Raw genomic sequence first — 20,248 nt, forward strand, 5'->3', positions numbered from 1 at the left:
CCATAAACCGCGTTGGTTTGCGTGCCGTCTTTGGTTGCCAAGGTGCGGGGATAGGCATGATAAGCTCGGTGCATTAAATTCATAAAATCAAAAAGTACCAATTTCATGGACTCATTTTAGCATTCAAAAGCCTCTTTTGGTGTTAGAATAAAACCACAATGTTTCTAAAAAAACTGTCTGATTACCACCTGTTTTTATTGGCGTTTTTTGTTGTTATAGCTTTTATCTTTGTATTCTCGCCTCGCCAGCCCACAAGGAAAATTCCTCAAGAGGTGGAGATAGCTTTGATAACTGGAGAAGTATCACGACCAGAAACGCTCATGCCTTTAAGCGACACCATTATTGAGGAAACCAAACCACATTTTGAGTGGAATCCCGCCCCAAACTTTTTGGCGCAAAAATACCTCTTTCAGCTTTCTTCCGTTCCAACATTTTTAAAGGATTTGGTGGAAGGAGATCCCAGAGCCGCCGATTTTAAAGTTCCAAAAAGTCTGGACTCCGGAGTCTATTTTTGGCGGGTAAGAGCGATTAACAGCAACGGAGATAAAAGTCTCTGGAGCTTTAAAAGTTGTTTTGTGCTAGGTCCTATGGAGCAAAAATTTCCCTCCCCCGAACTTACAAGTCCAGTTTACGAGCGGATTAAATTTGTTCCGGGGCAGAAAATAGCCATTAACTTTAAGTGGGAGCCTTCGTATTACAGCCCCTACTGTTTTGTCTTTCCCCAAAAGTATCTTGTGGAAATTGGACAAGATGCTTATTTTAAGACGGTTCTGTATAATAGGGAAGTTGCGACCAATAAATTGCCATTGGAGGATACAGCAATCCTGCTTAATGCCATGCCCCAAGGTGTTGCCAGCACTCCATTTTTTTGGAAAGTCAAACCCGTAGATAATTGGGGACAAGAGGGGGAGTGGAGCAAGACCGAGAATTTTTATTTAGTAGACTCAACAGTTAGTAAGCTTTAATATGTCAAATGCCCAACCAAAAATTGCCATAATTCATGACTACCTAAACGCCTACGGCGGGCAGGAAGATGTCACTAACGCTATTTGGGAAATGTATCCTAATGCCCCTATTTATACGGCATTGTGGGACCCAACAGCCTTTGAGGGAACAGGGGCGTTTAAAGGCGCGGATATTCGCGTTCCCAAATGGGCAACCACAAGCTTTGTCAATAAATTCTATAAGTATTTTACTTTTTTGTACCCCATTCTTTTTGAAACCACCGATCTTAGTGAATTTGATATCGTGATCTCCTCCAGCGCCAATTTTGCCAAGGGGGTGGTAACTCGCTCTGACCAACTACATATTTCCTACATTCACACCCCGCCCAGATTTTTGTGGGGCTACCCTACCGAAACTGCTAAGCGCGACAAATGGTACTGGAGAATTATTTTAAACCCACTGGATTCTTTTTTGCGTATTTGGGACTACAATGCTTCCCAAAGACCCGACTTTTTGCTCTGCAACTCTACCGAGGTGCGAGGACGAATTAAAAAGTTTTATGGACGAGATGCCAAAATTATTCACCCATTTTTAACTGTAAAAGAGGGTAAATCTCAAAACAAAACTAAAGATGAAGAGGAATACTACTTGGTGGTCACTCGCATTTCTCGTTATAAACATGTGGATAATGTAATTTTGGCTTGCGAAGCTTTGGAAAAAAATCTCATTGTAGCCGGAAGCGGTAAGGAGTTTGATACCGTAAAAGCTTTGGCGGATGAGGTAAATGCACGGGGTAAATGCAAAGTTCAGATGCTGGGGTTTGTTCCCGAAGAAAAAAAGGCCGAGCTTTTAAAAAGTTGTCAGGCATTAATTTACAATGTCGAGTACGAAGATTTTGGGATTGCCCCTCTGGAGGCGATGTACTTTGGAAAACCCTGCATTGTTCCTAATCAGGGTGGTTTTAAAGATACGGTAAAAGATAGCTATAATGGGGTTTTTTCGATGGACACCAGCGTTGAATCTTTAAAGCAAGCTATTCTAAAATTTGAAAGCATTAAAAATGTCAACTGGGATAAAAATTGCCAAGAAACCGCCAAGAATTTTACCAAAGAAATCTTCCAACAGAAGTTCCGAGAATTTGTGGAGGAAAAGTGGAAAAGTTGGAAAAAGTAACGTGCCAGAATTCCCCGAAGTTTATACAATTGTAACTGATTTATCTCGTGAGTTTATCGGTTGCAAAATAAATGCCGTCAAAGTAATTGATGCCAAGCTTGTTCGTCCCAATGTTGCGTATCTTAAAAAGATCATCAATACACCTATCATTAACATCACACAAAAAGGTAAGACGATAGTTTTTAAGTTTGCAAACGAGATGGTTATGACATTTCATTTGCGGATGACGGGGAGGTTACTTCTAGGAGACGACAATAGTAAAACTAGTCCTCATACCAAAATTGTTTTTAACATCAAAGATAAGAAATTACTTTTTAATGAGGTGCGAAAGTTTGGTTATTGTGAGGTTATTCCTTTAGAGGAATTTAGTGCTAAATTTGCCAATTTAGCACCAAACATAATAGATATGACTAAGGAAGATTTTGTAAAAAGAGTCTCTGCCAAAAATACCATCATTAAACGAGCCCTACTTGATCAAACTGTAGTTGCTGGAATCGGAAACATTTACGCTAGCGAAGGTTTATGGTTGGTTAAAATCCATCCCCAAGAAAAAACTCGGGAACTCTCATCAAAAGATTTGGGGAAGTTGTTAACAAGCCTTATTTCCGTAGTCAAAAAAGGGATCGCAAATAGGGGATCAACCTTGGGAGACAAATCCTTTGTAGATCTTTATGGTAAAGCTGGCACGGCACAGAACTTTTTGAAAGTTTATGGGCAGGTCGGGTTACCTTGTCCCCGTTGTAAAACACCAATTCTCGTTACGAGAATTTTCCAAAGAAGCAGTTATTTTTGCCCCAAATGCCAATGCCCATAACAAGATATAAGAACGAATACAATAATTTTTCGCCAAAGGCGAAAGCGTTAGAAGATACTAACTTCATAAAATCGCTGTCGTTAAAAAATTTTAGAAGTTATCCCAAAGCGGAATTTGTCTTTGATCCCGTGGTAAATTTGTTTATAGGCCCTAATGGAAGCGGAAAATCAAATTTGCTCGAGGCTCTGCATTTTTTGGCAACAGCTCATTCCTACCGAGCCGAAGCTTTAAGAGAACTCATCAAAATTGGAGATACCAGCGCTTCTCTAGAATTAACACTGGCTGATGGAACTTGTCTTGAGGCGATAATAATACTAGAAACCGAGAATTCCAGTCGAGCCAAATGTGTTTATAAAGTCAATGGGGTGGTAAAAAAACGCTCCGACTTTTTAGGAAATTATTATGCAGTGTTTTTTTCTCCAGCGGATATTAAACTAGTTGTTGGTTCACCGAGTCGCAGAAGAAGTGTGCTAGATAGCATTCTTTGCCAAATCGAAAAAGATTACTCCCGCGCTTGCAATGTGTATGAGAAGGCGTTAAGGCAAAAAAACGAGCTTTTACTCGGAAGTCACCGAGGTGGCAATGTAAAGAATTTATTCCTTACGAGGAAGATGCCCAATCGCGCCGGACGCGATTGGGAAGATTCACAAAATGGTGGTAATTTAGCGCAAGTTAAATCTCAAGTTGCGGTCTGGAACGAAATTTTGGCAAAAAAAGGAAGTTATATTCAAGAAAAACGCCAAGAATTTTTTGCTTTTGCTAACAAAACGCTTAGCTCGTTGTACCCAAAAATGGAAGTCTCATCAAAGCGACTAGTCTTAAATTATGTAACGCGACAAGTTTCCAAAGAAGCACTAGACGAAAGTTTGGAGCGGGAGATAACAAAAAAACGCTCTTTAATCGGTCCGCACAGGGACGATTTTTTGTTTCTTAAAGATGGTTGGGATTTGGGGCTTTATGGTAGCCGAGGAGAACAGCGAACAGCGGTATTTGCTCTAAAACTTTGCGAGCTGGCTTTTTTAGAAAGCAAGATTGAGGGGAGAGTAACTTTACTCTTGGATGATATTTTTTCGGAGCTGGATAAGTTTTATCGAGAAAAAGTGCTGGATACCATAGAGGATAGACAGTCTTTTATTACAACCGCAGAAGAAAACCTAATTCCTAAAAAACTTTTGGATAGGGCAAAACTTTTTAGACTAAATACCCAATGATAGTTTTATATCTTATTTTAATTGGGACAATAGTTGCCTACCTTTTAACAAAAACTCTTTTGGCGATAAGCTTTTTGGGGCTTTTGCCGATTGTATTTTTGGTTTTTCGCGCCTCAAAAACTTTTAAATTCAGAATTGTCGTTACCCTCAAAAAGGCAACAGTGGCAACACTTATGGTATTTTTAATTCTTTCTAACTTCTGGGCGTTCATATTCTCTATTGGTAACAAGATACCCTTTAATCCAGTTGGTTTTAACGAATCTCTTTTGGTTGCTTTGATCATCGGAGTTTTGATTACAGGGGGGATGTATTTAGTGGCGTTTCTGCTGGGAACAATGGTTAAAGGTGTTGGTTTAATTGAGAAAACAGTCGTGGGATTTTGCTTTTTGTCTTTACTGTTTTTAGTTCTTGCTTCCTTTAAAATCTTTTATATTCCTTTAATCACCCTTATTTTTATTATTCCAATAATTTTACAAAGGAAACTACTTCATCAATTAGTAATAAATATCAAAAGTACACTCTCTCACCAATGGGTTTTTTCTGGAAACAATGCAATCTATTTTATAATTTTAGTTTTGTTTGGAGGAATACTTCTTACCCAATCATTAAAAGGTTTTGTGGAAGGACCAGATGGTTTGCGGGCATATTTAAATTTAACTAAATTTATCGCCCAAAATTTCCGAGTTCCCAGTCCTGGGGCGTTTGTGGGAATTCCTTTTCCCTTCGAACTTCTATCTGCGTTACCCTTTAAATTGGGTGGAATTCCTGTAGCCAAATTCTTTGCTAATTCTTTTTATCTAGTTTTGTTACTAGAGCTTATTGCCTGCGTAAAACTGCTTGGTATTAGGAAAAACGCTTTTCCAATTATCTTTGCTTTAGCTTGCCATCCCATTTTGTACTATTTCTTATCGGTGGAATTTAAGACCGACATCTTTGTTCTAGTTGTAATGCTTGGAGCGCTTCTTTCGTTTTTCCGCAAGTCGCCAGGGACATTGTTTTTGCTGGTTTTTGCGGTTGTGGCTAAGTTCTCGGCGATTTTTTTTGCTTTGCCTTTGGGGCTATTTTATCTTGCCACAATATTTAAAACTCATCCGCGCAAAAAATTAATCACCAGTTTGGCTTTTTCCACAATCCCGCTGTTGTTTTGGTTGGTGTTTTATCGCGCTTCTTACCCCTTTGTTGGACAATTTGGTTTGTACGGCAGTAACTATTCTTATGATACAAGCCTAACTGATACCTGTCACAGGGAGATTGAGGCGTACGAGACCACAAAATTCTACGAGGCAAAAAAGGGGTTTTTGGGGATAGTAACTCTCCCCTTTGCCAAACTTTTTGTGGTCAGCGGTAGGGGCGCGATAACCTCTCTAAACGATCCGGGGGTGTTGTATTTTTTGCTTTTATTACCTTTAATCTACCTCTATGTTAAGAACCGTCCTAAAGTCCCACCTGTGATTAAATGGGATAACCCTGTCACTGCAATATTTTTAAGCACTTTTATCTCTTTTATTCTTTGGGCAAGTGTTAGATCTGATGCCATTTGGTATAACCTTGCGGGGTTTATCTTATTAATTTTATTTTTATATAAAGGTGTAGAAAGAGTAGCAACAGAGAAGCAATTTAATGTCATTGTAAAATTTGTTGGGTTTATTTCTGTATTACATCTTTTAACCTATATTTTTGTTGATCCCTTTGCAACTTATATTCCAACTAATGTAAACGCCCAAACTCTATATGGCGGAGCAATTTTGAAGGAAGCTCGGCAACGCTCGTATGACGATATTTATCAAATAGAAAAGGCCACTAATTTGGATCGCAGAAAGATTTTGTTTTCTAGTGGAATAGCCTTTGTGCGCTTAAATTACTTTGTGGATAATTCGGCAGAAAGAGTTGTCTATTTTGATGGATTAGACACTGGTAAACTCAAAATTGAGGATTTTGGTTGGGGGGTCTATTTTAAATACCCCGATTCATTAAAAATCCCCTGCGTCACAGCAACACAACAGAAAGCCAAGAAGTTGTTTGAATCGGCTGGAGCTGTGATTGTGGATAACCCTTCCGCCACAGTTTATCGTTTTATAGGGTTTCAACCCTGAGCTTGTCGAAGGGTCAGACCCTAAAATAATTGGGAATTTAACCCCCCCATTCCAGTATTTTTCTTGTGATAAAATAATATTATGAAAGCATACAGATTTAGTCCGATAAAGAGCAAAGAAGAATTGTTTGAGGCTATTAACCACATACATTTTGAATGTAATAAACTTTGTAAACAATCATTTGGAAAGTATCTTCCCAATGCCGGTAATATGGGTATATTTTGCCATTATGATAATGAGTATGAATTCTTAATTAATATTAGAAAGGATTTAACAGAACCTTCAAACAGTCCAAACCAAAAATACTTTACACTTTATGAACCTGTTGTCATTCCAGCAAAAAATGATGTACCAGAAACAACTTATAAATACTTGTATATTAGAAAACCTGATCCATATCGCCACCATGTAGGAGATCTGGATTTTTATTTAGAACCAGAAAAATACAAAGAACTAAAACAATCTATGATTGGTGGAAGGATGATTAAAGGGGCAAGGGTATTTGATCGTCAAGATCTCGATATGATCGAGTTGTACGATCCAGATGTTGATGTTTTAGGTTATGTGAGTACAGAAATCATGTCTACAGCGGTTAGAATCAAGCTTTCCGACGCAACAAAGTTATAAAGCTGTGTTTGACAAAACACATGAATTTGGTATAATCTGAATGTTTAAACATTGGAACTTAGGATAATCTATATGGCGATAATAGCACGAGATATATCAAAGATAGTAGAGAAATACCTCTTTAAGGGGAAGATAATTATTGTTTATGGGGCTCGCCAAGTAGGCAAAACAACCCTTGTAAGAAACATCCTTAATTCCAGCGATAGCTCCAATGGCTATTTTAATTGTGAATTGCTAAGTGTAAAAAGGCAATTGGAGTCTTTAGAGCCTTACAAAACAAAGGAGTTTTTGGGTGATAGCAAAATAATAATTCTTGATGAAGCTCAGAAAGTAGAAAATATTGGTTTGGCGTTAAAGCAATTAATTGATACCTTTCCAGATATTCAGATAGTAGCTACTGGGTCGTCAAGTTTTGATCTGTCAAACAAGATTAACGAGCCTTTAACTGGTCGTGCTTTTGAATTTAAGTTATACCCTTTATCTATTCAGGAACTCGTTAAATACTCCGATAAAAAAATAGTTTTGGAATCATTGGACAAAATACTAACTTATGGTTTATATCCCGAGGTATATTTGTCTGGTAGGAACTTAGCCCAAAAGCTTATAGAGACTATATCCAGTCAGTACTTGTATAAAGATGTTTTAGAAATTGAGCAAATAAAAAAGCCACAAACAATTATTCGTTTGTTAGAGTTACTGGCTATGCAATTGGGAAGTGAAGTGTCGATCACCGAATTAGCCACAACCTTGCAAATTAACTACGATACTGTAGAGCGATACCTGGATTTGCTGGAAAAGTCCTTTGTAATCTTTAGACTAAGGTCTTTTAGTCGCAACTTAAGAAAAGAAATAACCAAAAAACATAAAGTGTACTTTTATGATGTTGGAATAAGAAATGCCATTTTAAATAGGTATAACGCATTGTCTTTAAGGGAAGATATTGGTGGGTTGTGGGAGAATTTTCTTATCGCCGAAAGAATTAAATACTTGGATGGTAAAGAAATACCGTTTAATAATTACTTCTGGCGAACCCACGATCAAAAAGAAGTTGATTATATAGAAGAAATAAATGGCAAGATACATGCCTACGAATTTAAATGGAAAGAAGAGGGAGCTAAAATCCCCGTGGAGTTTTTAAACACCTATAAAAACGCTTCGTTTAAGGTAATAAATAAAGACAACTTTTTGTCTTTTCTTGTTTAAATCTACCACCGTTTAATAGGGTTGAACCCCATTTAGGGTTCAACCCTAAAACAAGTAATATACCCAGTTTATTCTAAAGGAGATTTAGTCACTATGAATCCAGCAGATAAAGAAAAACAGACGATAGATTTTTATGATAGAAAAGCCGAAGAGTGGGCAAACGCTCATTCTGGCTACGAAAAGATTTCTTGGTGGATAGAAGAAATGCAGATATTTCATAACCTTCTGCCTACTGGTAAAATCCTGGAAATTGGGGCTGGAACAGGGAGAGACGCTTCAAATCTAGTAGATTTAGGTTACGACTACACAGGAACAGACGCTTCGTTTGGTCTTCTGGAAATTGCGAAAAAAAGAAACCCGCAAGTAAACTTTAAATTGGTAGGGGTATGCGAATTGGACTTTCCGAAACACGAATTTGATGGGTTTTAGACTGTAGCAACCCTTTTGCATATACCTAAAAACACTATCGATAAGGCGTTGCAGATTATCAGAACCCAAATTAAGCCTAATGGGATAGGTTTTATATCATTGAAGGCTGGAGCAGATGAAAGGGAGGATTCGGAAACAGGAAGGTGGTTTTCTTATTACTCACTAAAGGAGTTTAAAAAACTACTCGAAAAAAACGGATTTGAGGTGATAAAGCAAAAGACACGCAAGGGGGAAAGAGATTGGTGGCTGTGTTATTGGGTTAAGACAAAAGCCAATGTTTAGCTTAATTTGAGTGTGATAGAATAATGTCATGGTTGCATTTTCTGCATTTTTGGAATCTCCAAAAAATGTTAGTTTTGAATCTCAAGAAAAGGGGGAATTGATTATCTTTTTGCTAAGAAGGCATTGGATTACTAATGTTCCTTGGATACTCTTTTCTTTTGTGTTACTCTCCTTTCCACTTTTGTATCGGGTAATTTTATCTAATGACAGCTTTTTTTCTTTGCTACCTTCCAAGTACGCTCTAGTTGCTGGACTAATTTGGTATTTGTTTACCTTTTTATTTATTTTAGAAAACTATTTAATTTGGTATTTTAATGTTTACATTTTGACGGATAAACGGGTCATCGACATGGACTTTTACGGCATAATCCACAAAAAAGTTTCCGAAACACCACTTCGCAACATAGAAGATTCTACCTACTTTGTAAGTGGTATATTCCCAACACTTTTTGATTTTGGAAATATTAAAATTCAGACTGCAGCCGAATCCCCCGAGTTTGAATTTGAACAGGTTCCAAACCCTGCCCAAGTTCACGATAGAATAAACGATTTAATAACAGATATTCATAAAACAAGAGGGAGGACAAAAAGTGGAAGCAAATAACCCCTTGGATCTTTCAATCCAAATACCTTTTCCTAATATCAATATCTCTGTGAGTGTGTGGTATGTAATTGAGCTCCTTCTAATTTTGGCATTTATAATTTACATTAGCTTTGCGGCATTGGTGGTAAAACAGGTGTATATTATGGACGAGGCGTTGTCTACCGGTGGGGTATCATCTTACCTAAAAACTTTTGCTTGGTTACACTTTGTGGCGTCAATAATGGTTTTTGTATTTGTACTGTTTTATTTATTGTAAATGGAATCAACATTTTCGGTTCGGACACAACAAATTATTGGATCGCCTAACCCTCTGCGCGGAGGATTGTGTCGTATTTTAGATATAACTCCGGACTCCTCCGAAGTCTTCGAATCTCGAGGTCGCATGTTTGTACTTTTGGAACTTTATGATGCTTCGGCTTCTTGTGATCTTACCCTTACCATGTCGCTGATTGCCGACGCTTTGCAAGAATCTTACTTTAGTGTTTTGGATGGAACGCCAATTACAGCTTTAGAAAAGGCTGTTTTAGATGTCAAACAAAAGCTTGCGGCGTTGCAACAAAGTTCGGCAAACCCCGCATCATCGCTTTATATTGGACTTTCAGTCGTGGTGGTTTGGGGCAAGGTGGTTTATATTTCCCAACTTGGGGATAACAGCATCACGCTTTTGCGCAAAGGAGAACAGAAAGTTATTGCCGAAAAAGCTGGGGGCGATGTGAATGTTTCTTCGGGAATTTTGGAGGAGGGGGATGTTTTAATCTGCGCTACCGATAATTTTGTTAAAAGATTTCCTTATGACTTTATTGTTAAAAACAGTTCTCGTATAGAGCAGGAGGTAGGCTCGTTTGAAGACTCACAAAGGCTTGGTTGCCTTATTGTTTCGGTTGCGACTAAGAATATTCTTGCCAAAAGCAGTTTGGTAAATATTATTACCCCCAAAAGAAGTAAGCCAAAAAAGATTTCCAAAAAAGCTGTTTCTGCGGTAGTAGCAGTTGCTACAGCAATGTCTTTAATTGGAGTTATCTTTTCGAGACCAATTTCAATTAAAAAGGACGAGAATAACATAGCACAACAAACAGAAAGTACGGTGTCGATTTCTCAAGTAGAAACAAGTCAAGATGTAATACCTACACCTCTCGTTGACTTTAAAAGGAGACTTGCTAAAGACATAAATCTTTTGAGCTTTGTAGTTTTAGGTAAAACCGTATCGGCAGTTGTGCAGGACAGTGGGGAGGGATACATAGTGGATTTAGAGTCAGATGAAACAGATGGGATAAAAGAACTAGAAATCTCGCAAAGCAAAGTGTACGGGCTTTCTTATTTAGAGGGCAAGTACTATATCTTAACCGAGGGTGGCGTTTACGCAGGAGGGGATTTGTCAACCATGGTTTTGCAGAAAGTTAATGGAGACCTTCCAAAAGATATTACAGGCTTTGCAGTTTACAACGGCAATATTTACATTTTATCCCCCGCCGAAAACCAAATTTATAAGCTTGCGGCAACAGCGGATGGGTATGCTGTTAGCTCTTGGATTACGGGAGAGGTGGCAATTGCTTCTGCCAAAAGTATTGCGGTTGATTACTATGCTTTCGTGCTTTTGCGAGACGGAACGGTGCTACAACTTTTAAAGGGTGAGAAAACTAATTGGAGTTTAACCAATGCTCCAGCAACTACCGTCGATGCTATCAGCTTATTTGCTCCTTCCGAAACAACCTATCTTTATCTGCTTTACAGTAATGGGGAGGTGGCACAGTTTAGTAAAGAGGGCGTTTTTGTAAAAACATTTAAATCGGGCAAGTCTTTAGAAAAAGCGGAAATAAAAAGCTTTTTTGTTGACGAAAGCAATGCCGAATCTCCACAAATTTATCTTTTAAACTCTAATCAGGTATTTAAGCTTGAGGACTAGCGATTTTTTTGGTATAATAACCTTTGCCGATGCCTGTAATTGCTGAAAACAAAAAGGCCTACTTTGAATATTTTATCGAAAAGGAATTTGAAGCGGGTTTAAAGCTGTTAGGGCACGAGGTTAAAGCTTGCAGATTGCAAGGAGCGTCCCTTGTGGGATCGTTCGTTCGGGTGGTAAAAAATGAAGCGTTTGTAATAAATGTTCTAATTCCAGTGTATAAAAAGGCTGGTGGGTCAGTAGTAGGATTGTACGACCCAAAAAGATCTCGCAAGCTCCTTTTGCATAAAGGAGAAATAAATGCCATAATTGGCGCACAAAGTCGCAAGGGATATGCGATTGTACCTTTAAAACTTTATACGGAAGGTGATTTGATAAAAATTAAGATTGGGATTGGGCGGGGCAAAAAGTTGTATGATAAGAGGGAAGAGTTAAAGAAAAGACAGATTCAAAGAGAGATGATGAGAGAAGCTAAAGAATAGCGAGATTATAATTAGCCCATCCTTCGTTCCGACATGTGGTCGGAACTTCGGAGGGCATTGTAAATTCTAAGTTCGCTGTTGCTCTCTAAGACTTTACAATGGGGATGATGGGAATCGATTGGTAAACAAGGCGTAAAAATCAAGCCGAAAATGTTGGGTATTTTCGTTAAGATCCCAACAAAACACAAATGCTGAAGAAGCAAGTTTCGTTCCTGTAGAAGAGTACGCTTTGGCGTACGCCTAAACAGGTGTTTGGCGCCGTTTTCTTTTAGCGGACGCGCCAGGCACAACCAGAGCTAAAAGAGGTTAGAATAGTTATGCAGGTTATCTATATTTTAATCTGATTGGGTTTCCAATCGAACTTATAACCCGGTGAGGGGGTTTTTCTTGTTCTTTTACCCCCAAAATCGCGACTTCATTAAAAGAATAAACAAGCTTGTAAAAATTTTTGCGATATTGTTTGTCAACACGGGGGTTCAACTCCCCCCATCTCCACCATGCTTCACTAAAGTTTCGCATGGCGCAGCCACATATAAGGAATTTTCCAAATCGGCGAAGCCATGAGAAAATTTAGGCTGAAGCATGAGTGCCCTTCGTAGCTCCGAACTAAGCGAGGAGCGTAGTAGGGCTATTGTTATGTCCATGTACTATGTATATATAATTCAGAGTGTATCCAACCCAAATAAAACTTATGTTGGATATACAGAGGATCTCAAAAAGAGAATCTTTGAACATAATATTGGAGCGAACAAATCTACAGAAAATTTTAAACCGTGGAAGCTTCTTTCCTACATAGCCCTTACAGATAAATATCAAGCGTTACAATTAGAGAAGTATCTAAAACAAGGATCTGGAAAAGCTTTTATGAACAAGCATCTAATAACTATAAGCTCCCCCCATGAACAACTATAAGATACCACATCACAAACACCCTTATATAAAGCGGATATTTGGCATTGTTAATAAGTGGTTAACAGTCATATACAACTGGATTTTGGACTTTGTTTTTCCTAAAAAATGCGTCGGTTGCAAAATCGACGGTTCGTTTTTATGTTCCGCTTGCGAAGGAAAAATCGAGTATCTAACAACCCAAGTTTGTCTTGTTTGTCAAAAGCCCTCCGTTAAAGGTTTTACTCATCCAAATTGCGCCACAATTTACACCCCTGAACGCCTTTACAGCCCTTTTGTTTATAAGGGAGTTATCAGAAATGCTATTTTGGAAACTAAGTACTCCGGGGCTTTTGCGGTTTTGGATCCGCTTTTAAATATCTTTGTTGAGGCAGTTTTGGAATCAGCGCTTGAAATTGGGGATAAAGCAATAGTCATCCCCATTCCGTTGCATAGATCCCGTTATACCAAGAGGGGTTTTAATCAGGCAACATATATTGCGAGCAGAATTGCTGACGCCTTTAATGTTTCCTGCCATACCAATATTTTACAAAGAATTGTTAATACTAAATCGCAAGTTGGTTTGGATAAAGAAGCAAGACGGGAGAATGTTAAAAATGCCTTTGGTATCAACCCCAAAACTTCCTCGATTCTCAAAGATTCTGATATTGTTTTGGTGGATGATGTGGGAACCTCGGGAGCAACCATGCTTTCCGCCTCAAAAGCTCTAAAACGAGCCGGTTGCAGGTATATTTATTGCCTTTGCCTGGCTAAAGATTAGCTCTAATCCTTTTTAGCAACCTTCTTTGTTCCCCTAAAAAAGAGTACTTTAACAATAAGGACAATAGGAAGCCACATTAAAGCAAATGCGGCAACCCAGATAAAGGCAACTGCCACAAAGTACAGCACATCTAGGATTTTATTTCCAGCTTCTTTGAGCGTTTCCAAAAGATCCGGTCTTTGTGGTGTTTGACTCGGATTAAAGTACTTTTCGGAATTTGCCACTACCAGGCTTAGTGTGGCATAACTTGTTTTGGTTTCTACTGTGTTTACTTGAGATGTGGCGGAAGCAATTTGAGATTCCAGTCTTTGTATTTCGTATTCAATTTGTTTCTTTTCGATATCGGTTCTGGCTGCCAAGAGCTCTAACTCCTTTTTGGTCTTTTCCTCGTTAAGTCTGGTTAACTCATCGCTAGCCTGTTTTAGGGCTCCTGTTTCGTCAAGGGAGTTTATGTTTTCATAATAGGTTTTTTTGATGTCCGTCTTAACCCGCATGTTGGCCTCGTCAAATTTTTCCACAGGAACTTTTACGGTTAGCGAAGCCACAATTGTTTTATCGGAAGTATTAAGATTGGAAGATAATATCCTTCCGCCAATGCTCAAAAAATAGCTGGTTAGGTTGGAGGTGTACTTTTCCACACTATCAACCACAACGCTAAAGCTAGAATATTTTTCGTAGACTCGGTTAACTACATCTAACGCGGCATCAGGAGTTATGTATGGGGGCATAATGGAGGTGGTGGGTCTTTCGATCATCATTTTAGCCCCACTCTCTTGCGAATATCCCGTTGAACCACTATTTACAGCTTGGATTAATGAAGGCGCTCCTTTAATGGCCACCACAGCAGTGTTCTTTACAGTAACAAAAATAAAAGCCGGAATGGCGGTAATAACAGCAAGTATTAGAACAATAACGAGAGTTTTTTTATTCATATGTTTTTTAACTTCTAGTAATATGTTAAATATATTATCTTAGGGTTTTAAAGTCAAATTTTGCCTTCTTTGCTTATAGAAGGTTTTGCACCAAGTTGTTCGAGCATCTGTTTAGTATTATCCATGTCTATTAAGAGAATTTCTTTTTTATGTAGTCGGTAATATAGATAAATAATTTAGCAAGATTTTCTCTCTCATTTATTCTAATAAAGGGTTTTAAGTCCTGAATAAATTCCTTTTCGTTAAAGGCTGTAAGTCTCTCAATAAACTCCTTTTTATTGAATTTCTCTCTATAGTAGGCAAGCTTTTTGTCAATTAGGTTAAAATCAATTTTTCCACCTAGTTCTATTAAAACCCATAAATCATAAAGATCCCGCATTTTTTTGCGAGTTAAGATTGCCCTAACCTTCTCAGCAATAATTTCATTAATGCTTAACGAGTTAATGTAATTTTTAACGATTATGGGATAGACAGTTTCCATAATTCTATTTTGTGGCTCGATTACGCTTTCTCTAAAGGAAAAATCCAGTTTTACATATACTGGTGTTTTAAATCCCAAGATAGTTGTGGTCAAAAGATATGACTTACCAACCAAAGCTTTTTTGGCTTTGCATTTAATGGGGTATTTACTCTCTACATCAGAAAAAACTTTTAAAATCTCGCTTTCAAAAACGGGGAGATCTAAATTTGCAGTAAAATCTAAATCTTCCGAGAAACGACTTCCTCCATATAACAACCTAATTGCAGTACCACCTTTAAAATAGATATCTCTAGAAAATTTATATGAGTAAAGTTCGTTTAAGAAAAGTATTTGAATAAACTCCCGAGCAATAACACTTTCGTCAATTTTGTTTTTACTTGCCAACTCTTTTATTTGATCTAGAGAAATCATAAATATTTATCAATTAACACCGCGATTCCACTTTTGCTATTAGCAGAGACTAAAGGTAAATACAATCTGATCTTTTCTTTTGATAATTGCGATAAGTCCATCTCACTAAGGTAATTTTCTGTCCTAAAAGACTTGGTAACGAAGTAAAAATAGTCAAATAAAGCTTTTTCGGGGTAGGCAATTAAGAAGTTGTTTTTTGATTCGTAACCAGTTAAAAGCTCCTTTTTTATTTGTGAATAACTAAATATTTTATCGTTAATGTTTTTAACACAAGTTTTCTTTGTTGTGATAGCAGTAATTTCAAAAGGGAATTGGCTTAAGATTCCGTAGTAATTTAAAGCCGATTCCAAGGAAATATAGGATGGATTATACAAGTAGCTACTAGTAGCAAAATCCGAGGGGGCGTTTTGTTTTAAATAATATTTTCCTCTTTCTAATTGGACAAACAGACCAGAGCCGATAAGACTACTGATAGTATTCTCCAGAGATCTCGCATTCTCAATTTTAAGAATAACAGCAATATCTCTAGTATTAAAAAAGGTTTTTTTTGTTTCCAAGAGTTTATCGATCTGCAAGTACGCTTCCATATACCACCAATATTAGGTGGTTTATGGAAGCGTGTCAAGCTGCGAGATTCTTCGAAGATACAAACATGGTAAAATCTACCAGACCATCACATAACACCAAATGTAGAGGAGGGGTGCGGGAGCGGTTTAACCGGCTGGTTTCGAAAACCATGCGGGGCGAAAGTCTCACGAGAGTTCAAATCTCTCCCCCTCCGCCAGCTTCTAATGGCTGTGCCACGTTAAATTTTTGTGTTATCACAAAAATTTGTACATGGTGCCCCCAAGAGGACTCGAACCTCTAACCTTTGCGTCCGCAACGCAATGCTCTATCCATTAAGCTATGGGGGCAAGTTTAAGATTTATTTAATTCCTCGAGAATCTTTTTTTGATTATAGGAGATCCGGCTGGGGACAACAAGCGCTACCTGGACAAAATGGTCGCCACGATGACTACCCCTTACATTGGGAAAACCTTGTCCTCTAATTCTAAAGGTGGTTCCGTGTTGCGTTCCCGCGGGAATTTTAAGTTTAATTTTTTTGGTGCCAGATGGGGAATTTGGGTCAATTGATTCAATCTCGATATTGTCTCCCAAAACAGCTTGGGGGTAGGAAATTTGGGCAAGAGAATAAGCGTTAGATGACTCATCTCGCTGAATGCTTGTGTGAGTCTGTACTTTAATGACGATAAACAAATCACCAGGGATTCCTCCTTGAGGGGCGGGTTCTCCTTCTCCAGAGTATTTAATTTGCGAACCGCTTGCCACCCCCGCGGGAATTTTTATCTTTAGGGGTTTTCCGCGAATGACAATTTGTTTTTGACAACCATGAATTGCTTCGGCAAATGAGATTGCCAGTTCATATTGCAGGCTTTTGCCCTTTTTTTCTCTTCTGGTGCCAAAGCCTCGGGATCCAAAAACTTGCTCAAAAACATCAAAAGGGTCAAAATCGCCACCAAAATCAAAGCCGTTGTTTGATCCTTGAGAGGAATAAGTATAAGTAAACGGTCCCCAGGATCCGCCGTAAGCGCCCCCTCCCCGTGCTGAGCCCGCCTGTTGAGCCGTCGAAGCATGACCAAATTGGTCGTACGATCGGTGTTTTTCGGGATTAGATAATATCTGGTAAGCTTCGTTAATCTCTTTAAACTTTTCCTCGGCGAGTTTTTTATCTTTGGCTACATCGGGGTGATATTCTTTGGCAAGTTTTTTATAAGCTCGTTTGATTTCGTCATCGCTGGCGTTTTTAGAGATCCCAAGTATTTCATAATAGTCCCGTTTGCTCATTACTCAACAACCTCTCCCTCCTTCGGCTCGTCTGGTTTTGATTCACCGTCTTCCGGTTTGTTGTCTGTGGGATTATCTTCTTGCGGACCACCTTCGGGGGTTTTTTGCTCACCTTGCCCATAGATAGATTGTCCGATTTTTTGCAATTCAAGCGACAATTCCTGGGTTTTGTTTTTGATTTCATCAAGAGTTCCAGTCGCCACAATGTCTTTGAGAATCTTGGCTTTTTCTTCAACCGATTTTTTAACATCTTCTGGTACTTTATCTCCCGCATCTCTTAAAGACTTTTCGGCGGTGTAAACCATATTGTCTGCAATATTTCGGGCTTCGGCTACCTCTTTCTTTTTTTGATCCTCTTCTTTATTCTTTTCGGCATCAACAACCATTTTTTCGATATCTTCTTTGGATAAACCCGTTCCCGATTGGACGGTGATTTTTTGCTCTTTGCCCGATGCCTTGTCTTTTGCCGAAACGGCCACAATGCCATTGGCGTCAATGTCAAATTTGACCTCTACTTGGGGAACGCCCCGAGGCGCTGGCGGAATGCCATCTAAAATAAATCGACCCAAAGATTTGTTGTCCCCCGCCATCTCTCTTTCTCCTTGCAAGACATTTATCTCCACCGAAGTTTGGCTGTCGGCGGCGGTGCTAAAGACTTGAGAAGCCGAGGTGGGTATGGTGGTGTTCCTTTTAATTAAAGGCGTTGCCACCCCACCCAGTGTCTCTATTCCCAATGTTAAAGGAGTTACATCGAGCAACAAGACATCTTTGACATCTCCGGTTAAGACGCCCCCTTGAATTGCCGCCCCTACCGCCACCACCTCGTCGGGATTGACTCCTTTGTGGGGCTCTTTGCCAAAAAGGGTTTTTACGGTTTCGACGACCTTAGGCATTCTAGTCATACCGCCAACAAGGACAACTTCATCAATATCGCCAATTTTGAATTTGGCGTCTTTTAGCGCCGACTCGCAAGGAGGGACACTCTTTTTAATGAGATCGTCTGTCAACTGTTCCAGCTTGGCACGAGACAGCATTACTGTTAAGTGCTTTGGTCCTGATTGGTCAGCTGTAATATAGGGAACGCTAACCTGGGTTTCTTGCGTGCTGGAAAGCTCTATTTTGGCTTTTTCTGCCGCGTCCTTTAAGCGTTGCATGGCTTGACGGTCATTGGAGATGTCCACCCCGTTTTCTTTTTTAAACTCCGCAAGCAACCACTCAATAATTTTATTGTCAAAATCGTCTCCGCCGAGGTAAGTGTCCCCATTGGTGCTTTTAACCTCAAAAACGCCATCACCTATCTCTAGAATGGAGATGTCAAAAGTGCCCCCGCCTAAATCGTAAATCGCTATTTGCTCGTTTTTCTTTTTATCTAGCCCATAAGCAAGGGAAGCGGCGGTGGGTTCGTTAATAATCCTTTTTACATCAAAGCCAGCAATAAGGCCTGCCTCTTTGGTGGCTTGTCTTTGACTATCGTCAAAGTAGGCGGGAACAGTAATAACCGCTTCGGTGATAGGTTGTCCAATGTATGCCTCGGCATCAGCCTTTAGTTTGGCAAGAATTGATGCGGAAATTTGCTGGGGAGTAAACTCCTTGCCTTCAATTTCTAAGACCGCCAGACCGTTTTTATCAGCTTTTACTGTGTAGGGAAGGCTTTTAATGGCTTTTTGCACAGCCGGATCATTAAATCTGCGACCCATTAAACGCTTTACGGAGTAGACAGTATTTTTGGGATTTACCACCTGCTGTCTTTTTGCCGAAACGCCGACCAAATTGCGAATAGGATCCACTATTGATGGGGTGGTTCTGCCACCCTCACTATTGGGAATTACTTTAGGGGTGCCACTTTCCATAATTGCCATGCAAGAATTGGTGGTACCAAGATCGATACCTAGTATTTTAGACATAAATTAATTAGAGTTTGTTTCTTGCGGATTGTTTACAGAATCAGAAGAAGCAAACTTTTTTCCAACTATAACTTTTGCCGGTCGTAGGATCCGGCTTCGGAGTTTATAACCAGTTTCTAATACTTTTAAAATTTTATTTTCCTCACCTTTTGCCAGCTCTACCGCCTCGTGGTGTCTGGGGTCAAAATTGTCTCCCTCCGCCTCAATTGTTTCTACCCCTTCTTGCTTTAATAATTCTTTAAAATTGGTAATTACCAGTTGCAATCCCTCGTCTTTTAAATGCTCCTGCGCTTTTTCTAAATTATCTAGTATAGGTAAAAGCTCTCTTAAAAAATTAGAAAGGGCGTATTTGGCAAATTCTGTTTTTTCTTCTGTCACCCGCTTTTCTAAATTTTTGTAATCCGCCAAAGCCCTTCTCCAATTTGTCTCCATTTCGGAGACCTCACTCTTTTCCATTTCTTCGTGTGTTTTCATCTTACCAATTGCCTCCCAACTCGCAGATTAAATTTTTTAAATATCTTACCTCGGGAATAATTTTGGCGTAAGGCATTCTGTAAGGACCTACAACGCTTAACCTTCCCTGCGTTCTTCCGCAACTATAGCGAGCAGTTACCATTCCAGCCAGATCCAAATGGGGAATTTCCATTTCGGGTCCAATAATTACGGTAATGTCTTGCCCGTGGCGCATTTTGGAAAATACGCTTTGGTATGCTTCGAAGTCATCTAAAATTCCAAAAATAGATTTTGCCGCGTCAATATCTAAAAATTCTGGATGCTCCAAGATATTTACTGTCCCAGCGCTGTACATTCTGCCATCATCGGTATCAACAATAGAAAGCAGTCCCGAAGCTTCGGCAAGAGATAAAGCCACTTGGCGTAAAAATTTGTCTTGCTCATAGCGTTCCTGCCAAACCCGTTGTTTTATGGCAACTTCTTGCAAAACCGGAACTTCTTTTTCGTCCACCAGATTTTGAATGTAATATCTTATGCCCAAAGGCGTTGGTGTTCTTCCTGCCGAAGTGTGGGGAACCTCTAGATAACCCTTGCGCATCAATTCTGCCATTTCGTTGCGAACCGTGGCAGGGCTAATTTTTAGATTGTGTTTGGAAACTAAATCTTCAGAACCAACAGGCTTCGCCGAATCAATATGATCATCAATAATTGCTTTTAGAATAACAATTTGTCTCGGTGTTAGATTTTCCATAATAGATGTCAACTGGCACTAATATAGTACGAGTGATAA

Annotated in this window: 22 protein-coding genes, 2 tRNA genes and 1 other RNA gene; 17 read left to right on the forward strand and 8 right to left on the reverse strand. The window is 39.1% G+C overall.

From position 1 onward, the window contains the following. Positions 1–158: 158 nt before the first annotated feature. The 16 genes from KKF75_00200 to KKF75_00275 all read left to right on the forward strand — a co-directional run bounded on the left by KKF75_00200 (position 159) and on the right by KKF75_00275 (position 13,432). Positions 159–965 (forward strand): DUF4962 domain-containing protein, encoded by an 807-nt coding sequence (locus KKF75_00200; GenBank protein MBU4380631.1) that lies wholly within the window; start codon positions 159–161, stop codon positions 963–965. A gap of 1 nt (position 966) precedes the next feature. Next, on the forward strand, positions 967–2,118 hold the full coding sequence (locus KKF75_00205) for a glycosyltransferase (protein ID MBU4380632.1): 1,152 nt from the start codon (positions 967–969) through the stop codon (positions 2,116–2,118). Between the two features lies 1 nt (position 2,119). Continuing rightward, entirely contained in the window at positions 2,120–2,932 is an 813-nt protein-coding gene (mutM, locus tag KKF75_00210; protein MBU4380633.1) for a bifunctional DNA-formamidopyrimidine glycosylase/DNA-(apurinic or apyrimidinic site) lyase, read from the forward strand. Continuing rightward, complete coding sequence (locus KKF75_00215) at positions 2,923–4,143, forward strand: AAA family ATPase (GenBank protein MBU4380634.1); 1,221 nt, start codon at positions 2,923–2,925, stop codon at positions 4,141–4,143. Before mutM ends, KKF75_00215 begins: the two co-directional genes overlap by 10 nt. Further along, positions 4,140–6,236 (forward strand): hypothetical protein, encoded by a 2,097-nt coding sequence (locus KKF75_00220; protein ID MBU4380635.1) that lies wholly within the window; start codon positions 4,140–4,142, stop codon positions 6,234–6,236. Before KKF75_00215 ends, KKF75_00220 begins: the two co-directional genes overlap by 4 nt. An 81-nt stretch (positions 6,237–6,317) precedes the next feature. Continuing rightward, a complete protein-coding gene (locus KKF75_00225; protein MBU4380636.1) occupies positions 6,318–6,863 on the forward strand; it encodes a hypothetical protein in 546 nt (181 codons plus the stop codon). A gap of 72 nt (positions 6,864–6,935) precedes the next feature. Then, positions 6,936–8,066 carry an ATP-binding protein gene (locus tag KKF75_00230; protein ID MBU4380637.1) on the forward strand — a complete coding sequence of 377 codons (1,131 nt, stop codon included), beginning with the start codon at positions 6,936–6,938 and terminating at the stop codon, positions 8,064–8,066. 93 nt (positions 8,067–8,159) lie between these two features. Then, a complete protein-coding gene (locus tag KKF75_00235; protein MBU4380638.1) occupies positions 8,160–8,495 on the forward strand; it encodes a class I SAM-dependent methyltransferase in 336 nt (111 codons plus the stop codon). A gap of 15 nt (positions 8,496–8,510) precedes the next feature. Then, positions 8,511–8,777 (forward strand): class I SAM-dependent methyltransferase, encoded by a 267-nt coding sequence (locus tag KKF75_00240; GenBank protein MBU4380639.1) that lies wholly within the window; start codon positions 8,511–8,513, stop codon positions 8,775–8,777. Positions 8,778–8,805: 28 nt separating this feature from the next. Continuing rightward, entirely contained in the window at positions 8,806–9,381 is a 576-nt protein-coding gene (locus KKF75_00245; protein ID MBU4380640.1) for a PH domain-containing protein, read from the forward strand. A gap of 49 nt (positions 9,382–9,430) precedes the next feature. Further along, positions 9,431–9,637 carry a hypothetical protein gene (locus tag KKF75_00250; protein ID MBU4380641.1) on the forward strand — a complete coding sequence of 69 codons (207 nt, stop codon included), beginning with the start codon at positions 9,431–9,433 and terminating at the stop codon, positions 9,635–9,637. Continuing rightward, on the forward strand, positions 9,638–11,284 hold the full coding sequence (locus KKF75_00255) for a hypothetical protein (protein ID MBU4380642.1): 1,647 nt from the start codon (positions 9,638–9,640) through the stop codon (positions 11,282–11,284). A gap of 29 nt (positions 11,285–11,313) precedes the next feature. Further along, complete coding sequence (gene smpB / locus KKF75_00260) at positions 11,314–11,763, forward strand: SsrA-binding protein SmpB (GenBank protein MBU4380643.1); 450 nt, start codon at positions 11,314–11,316, stop codon at positions 11,761–11,763. Positions 11,764–11,863: 100 nt separating this feature from the next. Next, positions 11,864–12,261: a transfer-messenger RNA gene (gene ssrA / locus KKF75_00265) on the forward strand. Between the two features lie 144 nt (positions 12,262–12,405). Then, positions 12,406–12,675, forward strand: a complete 270-nt coding sequence (locus tag KKF75_00270) for a GIY-YIG nuclease family protein (GenBank protein MBU4380644.1) — start codon at positions 12,406–12,408, stop codon at positions 12,673–12,675. Continuing rightward, positions 12,662–13,432: a ComF family protein gene (locus KKF75_00275; protein ID MBU4380645.1), complete on the forward strand. Its 771-nt coding sequence runs from the start codon at positions 12,662–12,664 to the stop codon at positions 13,430–13,432. Before KKF75_00270 ends, KKF75_00275 begins: the two co-directional genes overlap by 14 nt. Positions 13,433–13,434: 2 nt before the next feature. Here the strand turns inward: KKF75_00275 and KKF75_00280 are convergent, their stop codons facing one another. From KKF75_00280 to KKF75_00290, 3 genes are all read right to left on the reverse strand, one after another. After that, positions 13,435–14,364: a DUF4349 domain-containing protein gene (locus tag KKF75_00280; GenBank protein ID MBU4380646.1), complete on the reverse strand. Its 930-nt coding sequence runs from the start codon at positions 14,362–14,364 to the stop codon at positions 13,435–13,437. A gap of 130 nt (positions 14,365–14,494) precedes the next feature. Then, on the reverse strand, positions 14,495–15,256 hold the full coding sequence (locus KKF75_00285) for a nucleotidyl transferase AbiEii/AbiGii toxin family protein (protein ID MBU4380647.1): 762 nt from the start codon (positions 15,254–15,256) through the stop codon (positions 14,495–14,497). Then, a complete protein-coding gene (locus KKF75_00290) occupies positions 15,253–15,843 on the reverse strand; it encodes a hypothetical protein (GenBank protein ID MBU4380648.1) in 591 nt (196 codons plus the stop codon). The genes KKF75_00285 and KKF75_00290 overlap by 4 nt, the downstream gene beginning before the upstream one ends. Before the next feature lie 107 nt (positions 15,844–15,950). Here KKF75_00290 and KKF75_00295 point away from each other — a divergent pair. Beyond that, positions 15,951–16,040: transfer RNA gene (locus KKF75_00295), tRNA-Ser, on the forward strand. A gap of 54 nt (positions 16,041–16,094) precedes the next feature. Here KKF75_00295 and KKF75_00300 read toward each other — a convergent pair. From KKF75_00300 to KKF75_00320, 5 genes are all read right to left on the reverse strand, one after another. Then, positions 16,095–16,170 (reverse strand) — tRNA-Arg (locus tag KKF75_00300). Between the two features lie 4 nt (positions 16,171–16,174). Continuing rightward, positions 16,175–17,101: a DnaJ domain-containing protein gene (locus KKF75_00305; protein ID MBU4380649.1), complete on the reverse strand. Its 927-nt coding sequence runs from the start codon at positions 17,099–17,101 to the stop codon at positions 16,175–16,177. Next, a complete protein-coding gene (gene dnaK / locus KKF75_00310; GenBank protein MBU4380650.1) occupies positions 17,101–19,005 on the reverse strand; it encodes a molecular chaperone DnaK in 1,905 nt (634 codons plus the stop codon). The genes KKF75_00305 and dnaK overlap by 1 nt, the downstream gene beginning before the upstream one ends. 3 nt (positions 19,006–19,008) lie before the next feature. Next, positions 19,009–19,479 (reverse strand): nucleotide exchange factor GrpE, encoded by a 471-nt coding sequence (locus tag KKF75_00315; GenBank protein MBU4380651.1) that lies wholly within the window; start codon positions 19,477–19,479, stop codon positions 19,009–19,011. Between the two features lies 1 nt (position 19,480). Continuing rightward, positions 19,481–20,209: a hypothetical protein gene (locus tag KKF75_00320; GenBank protein MBU4380652.1), complete on the reverse strand. Its 729-nt coding sequence runs from the start codon at positions 20,207–20,209 to the stop codon at positions 19,481–19,483. Between the last annotated feature and the right edge of the window lie 39 nt (positions 20,210–20,248).

The sequence above is a fragment of the Patescibacteria group bacterium genome, from assembly GCA_018896215.1.
GTDB lineage: Bacteria > Patescibacteriota > WWE3 > 0-14-0-20-40-13 > 0-14-0-20-40-13 > JAHINB01.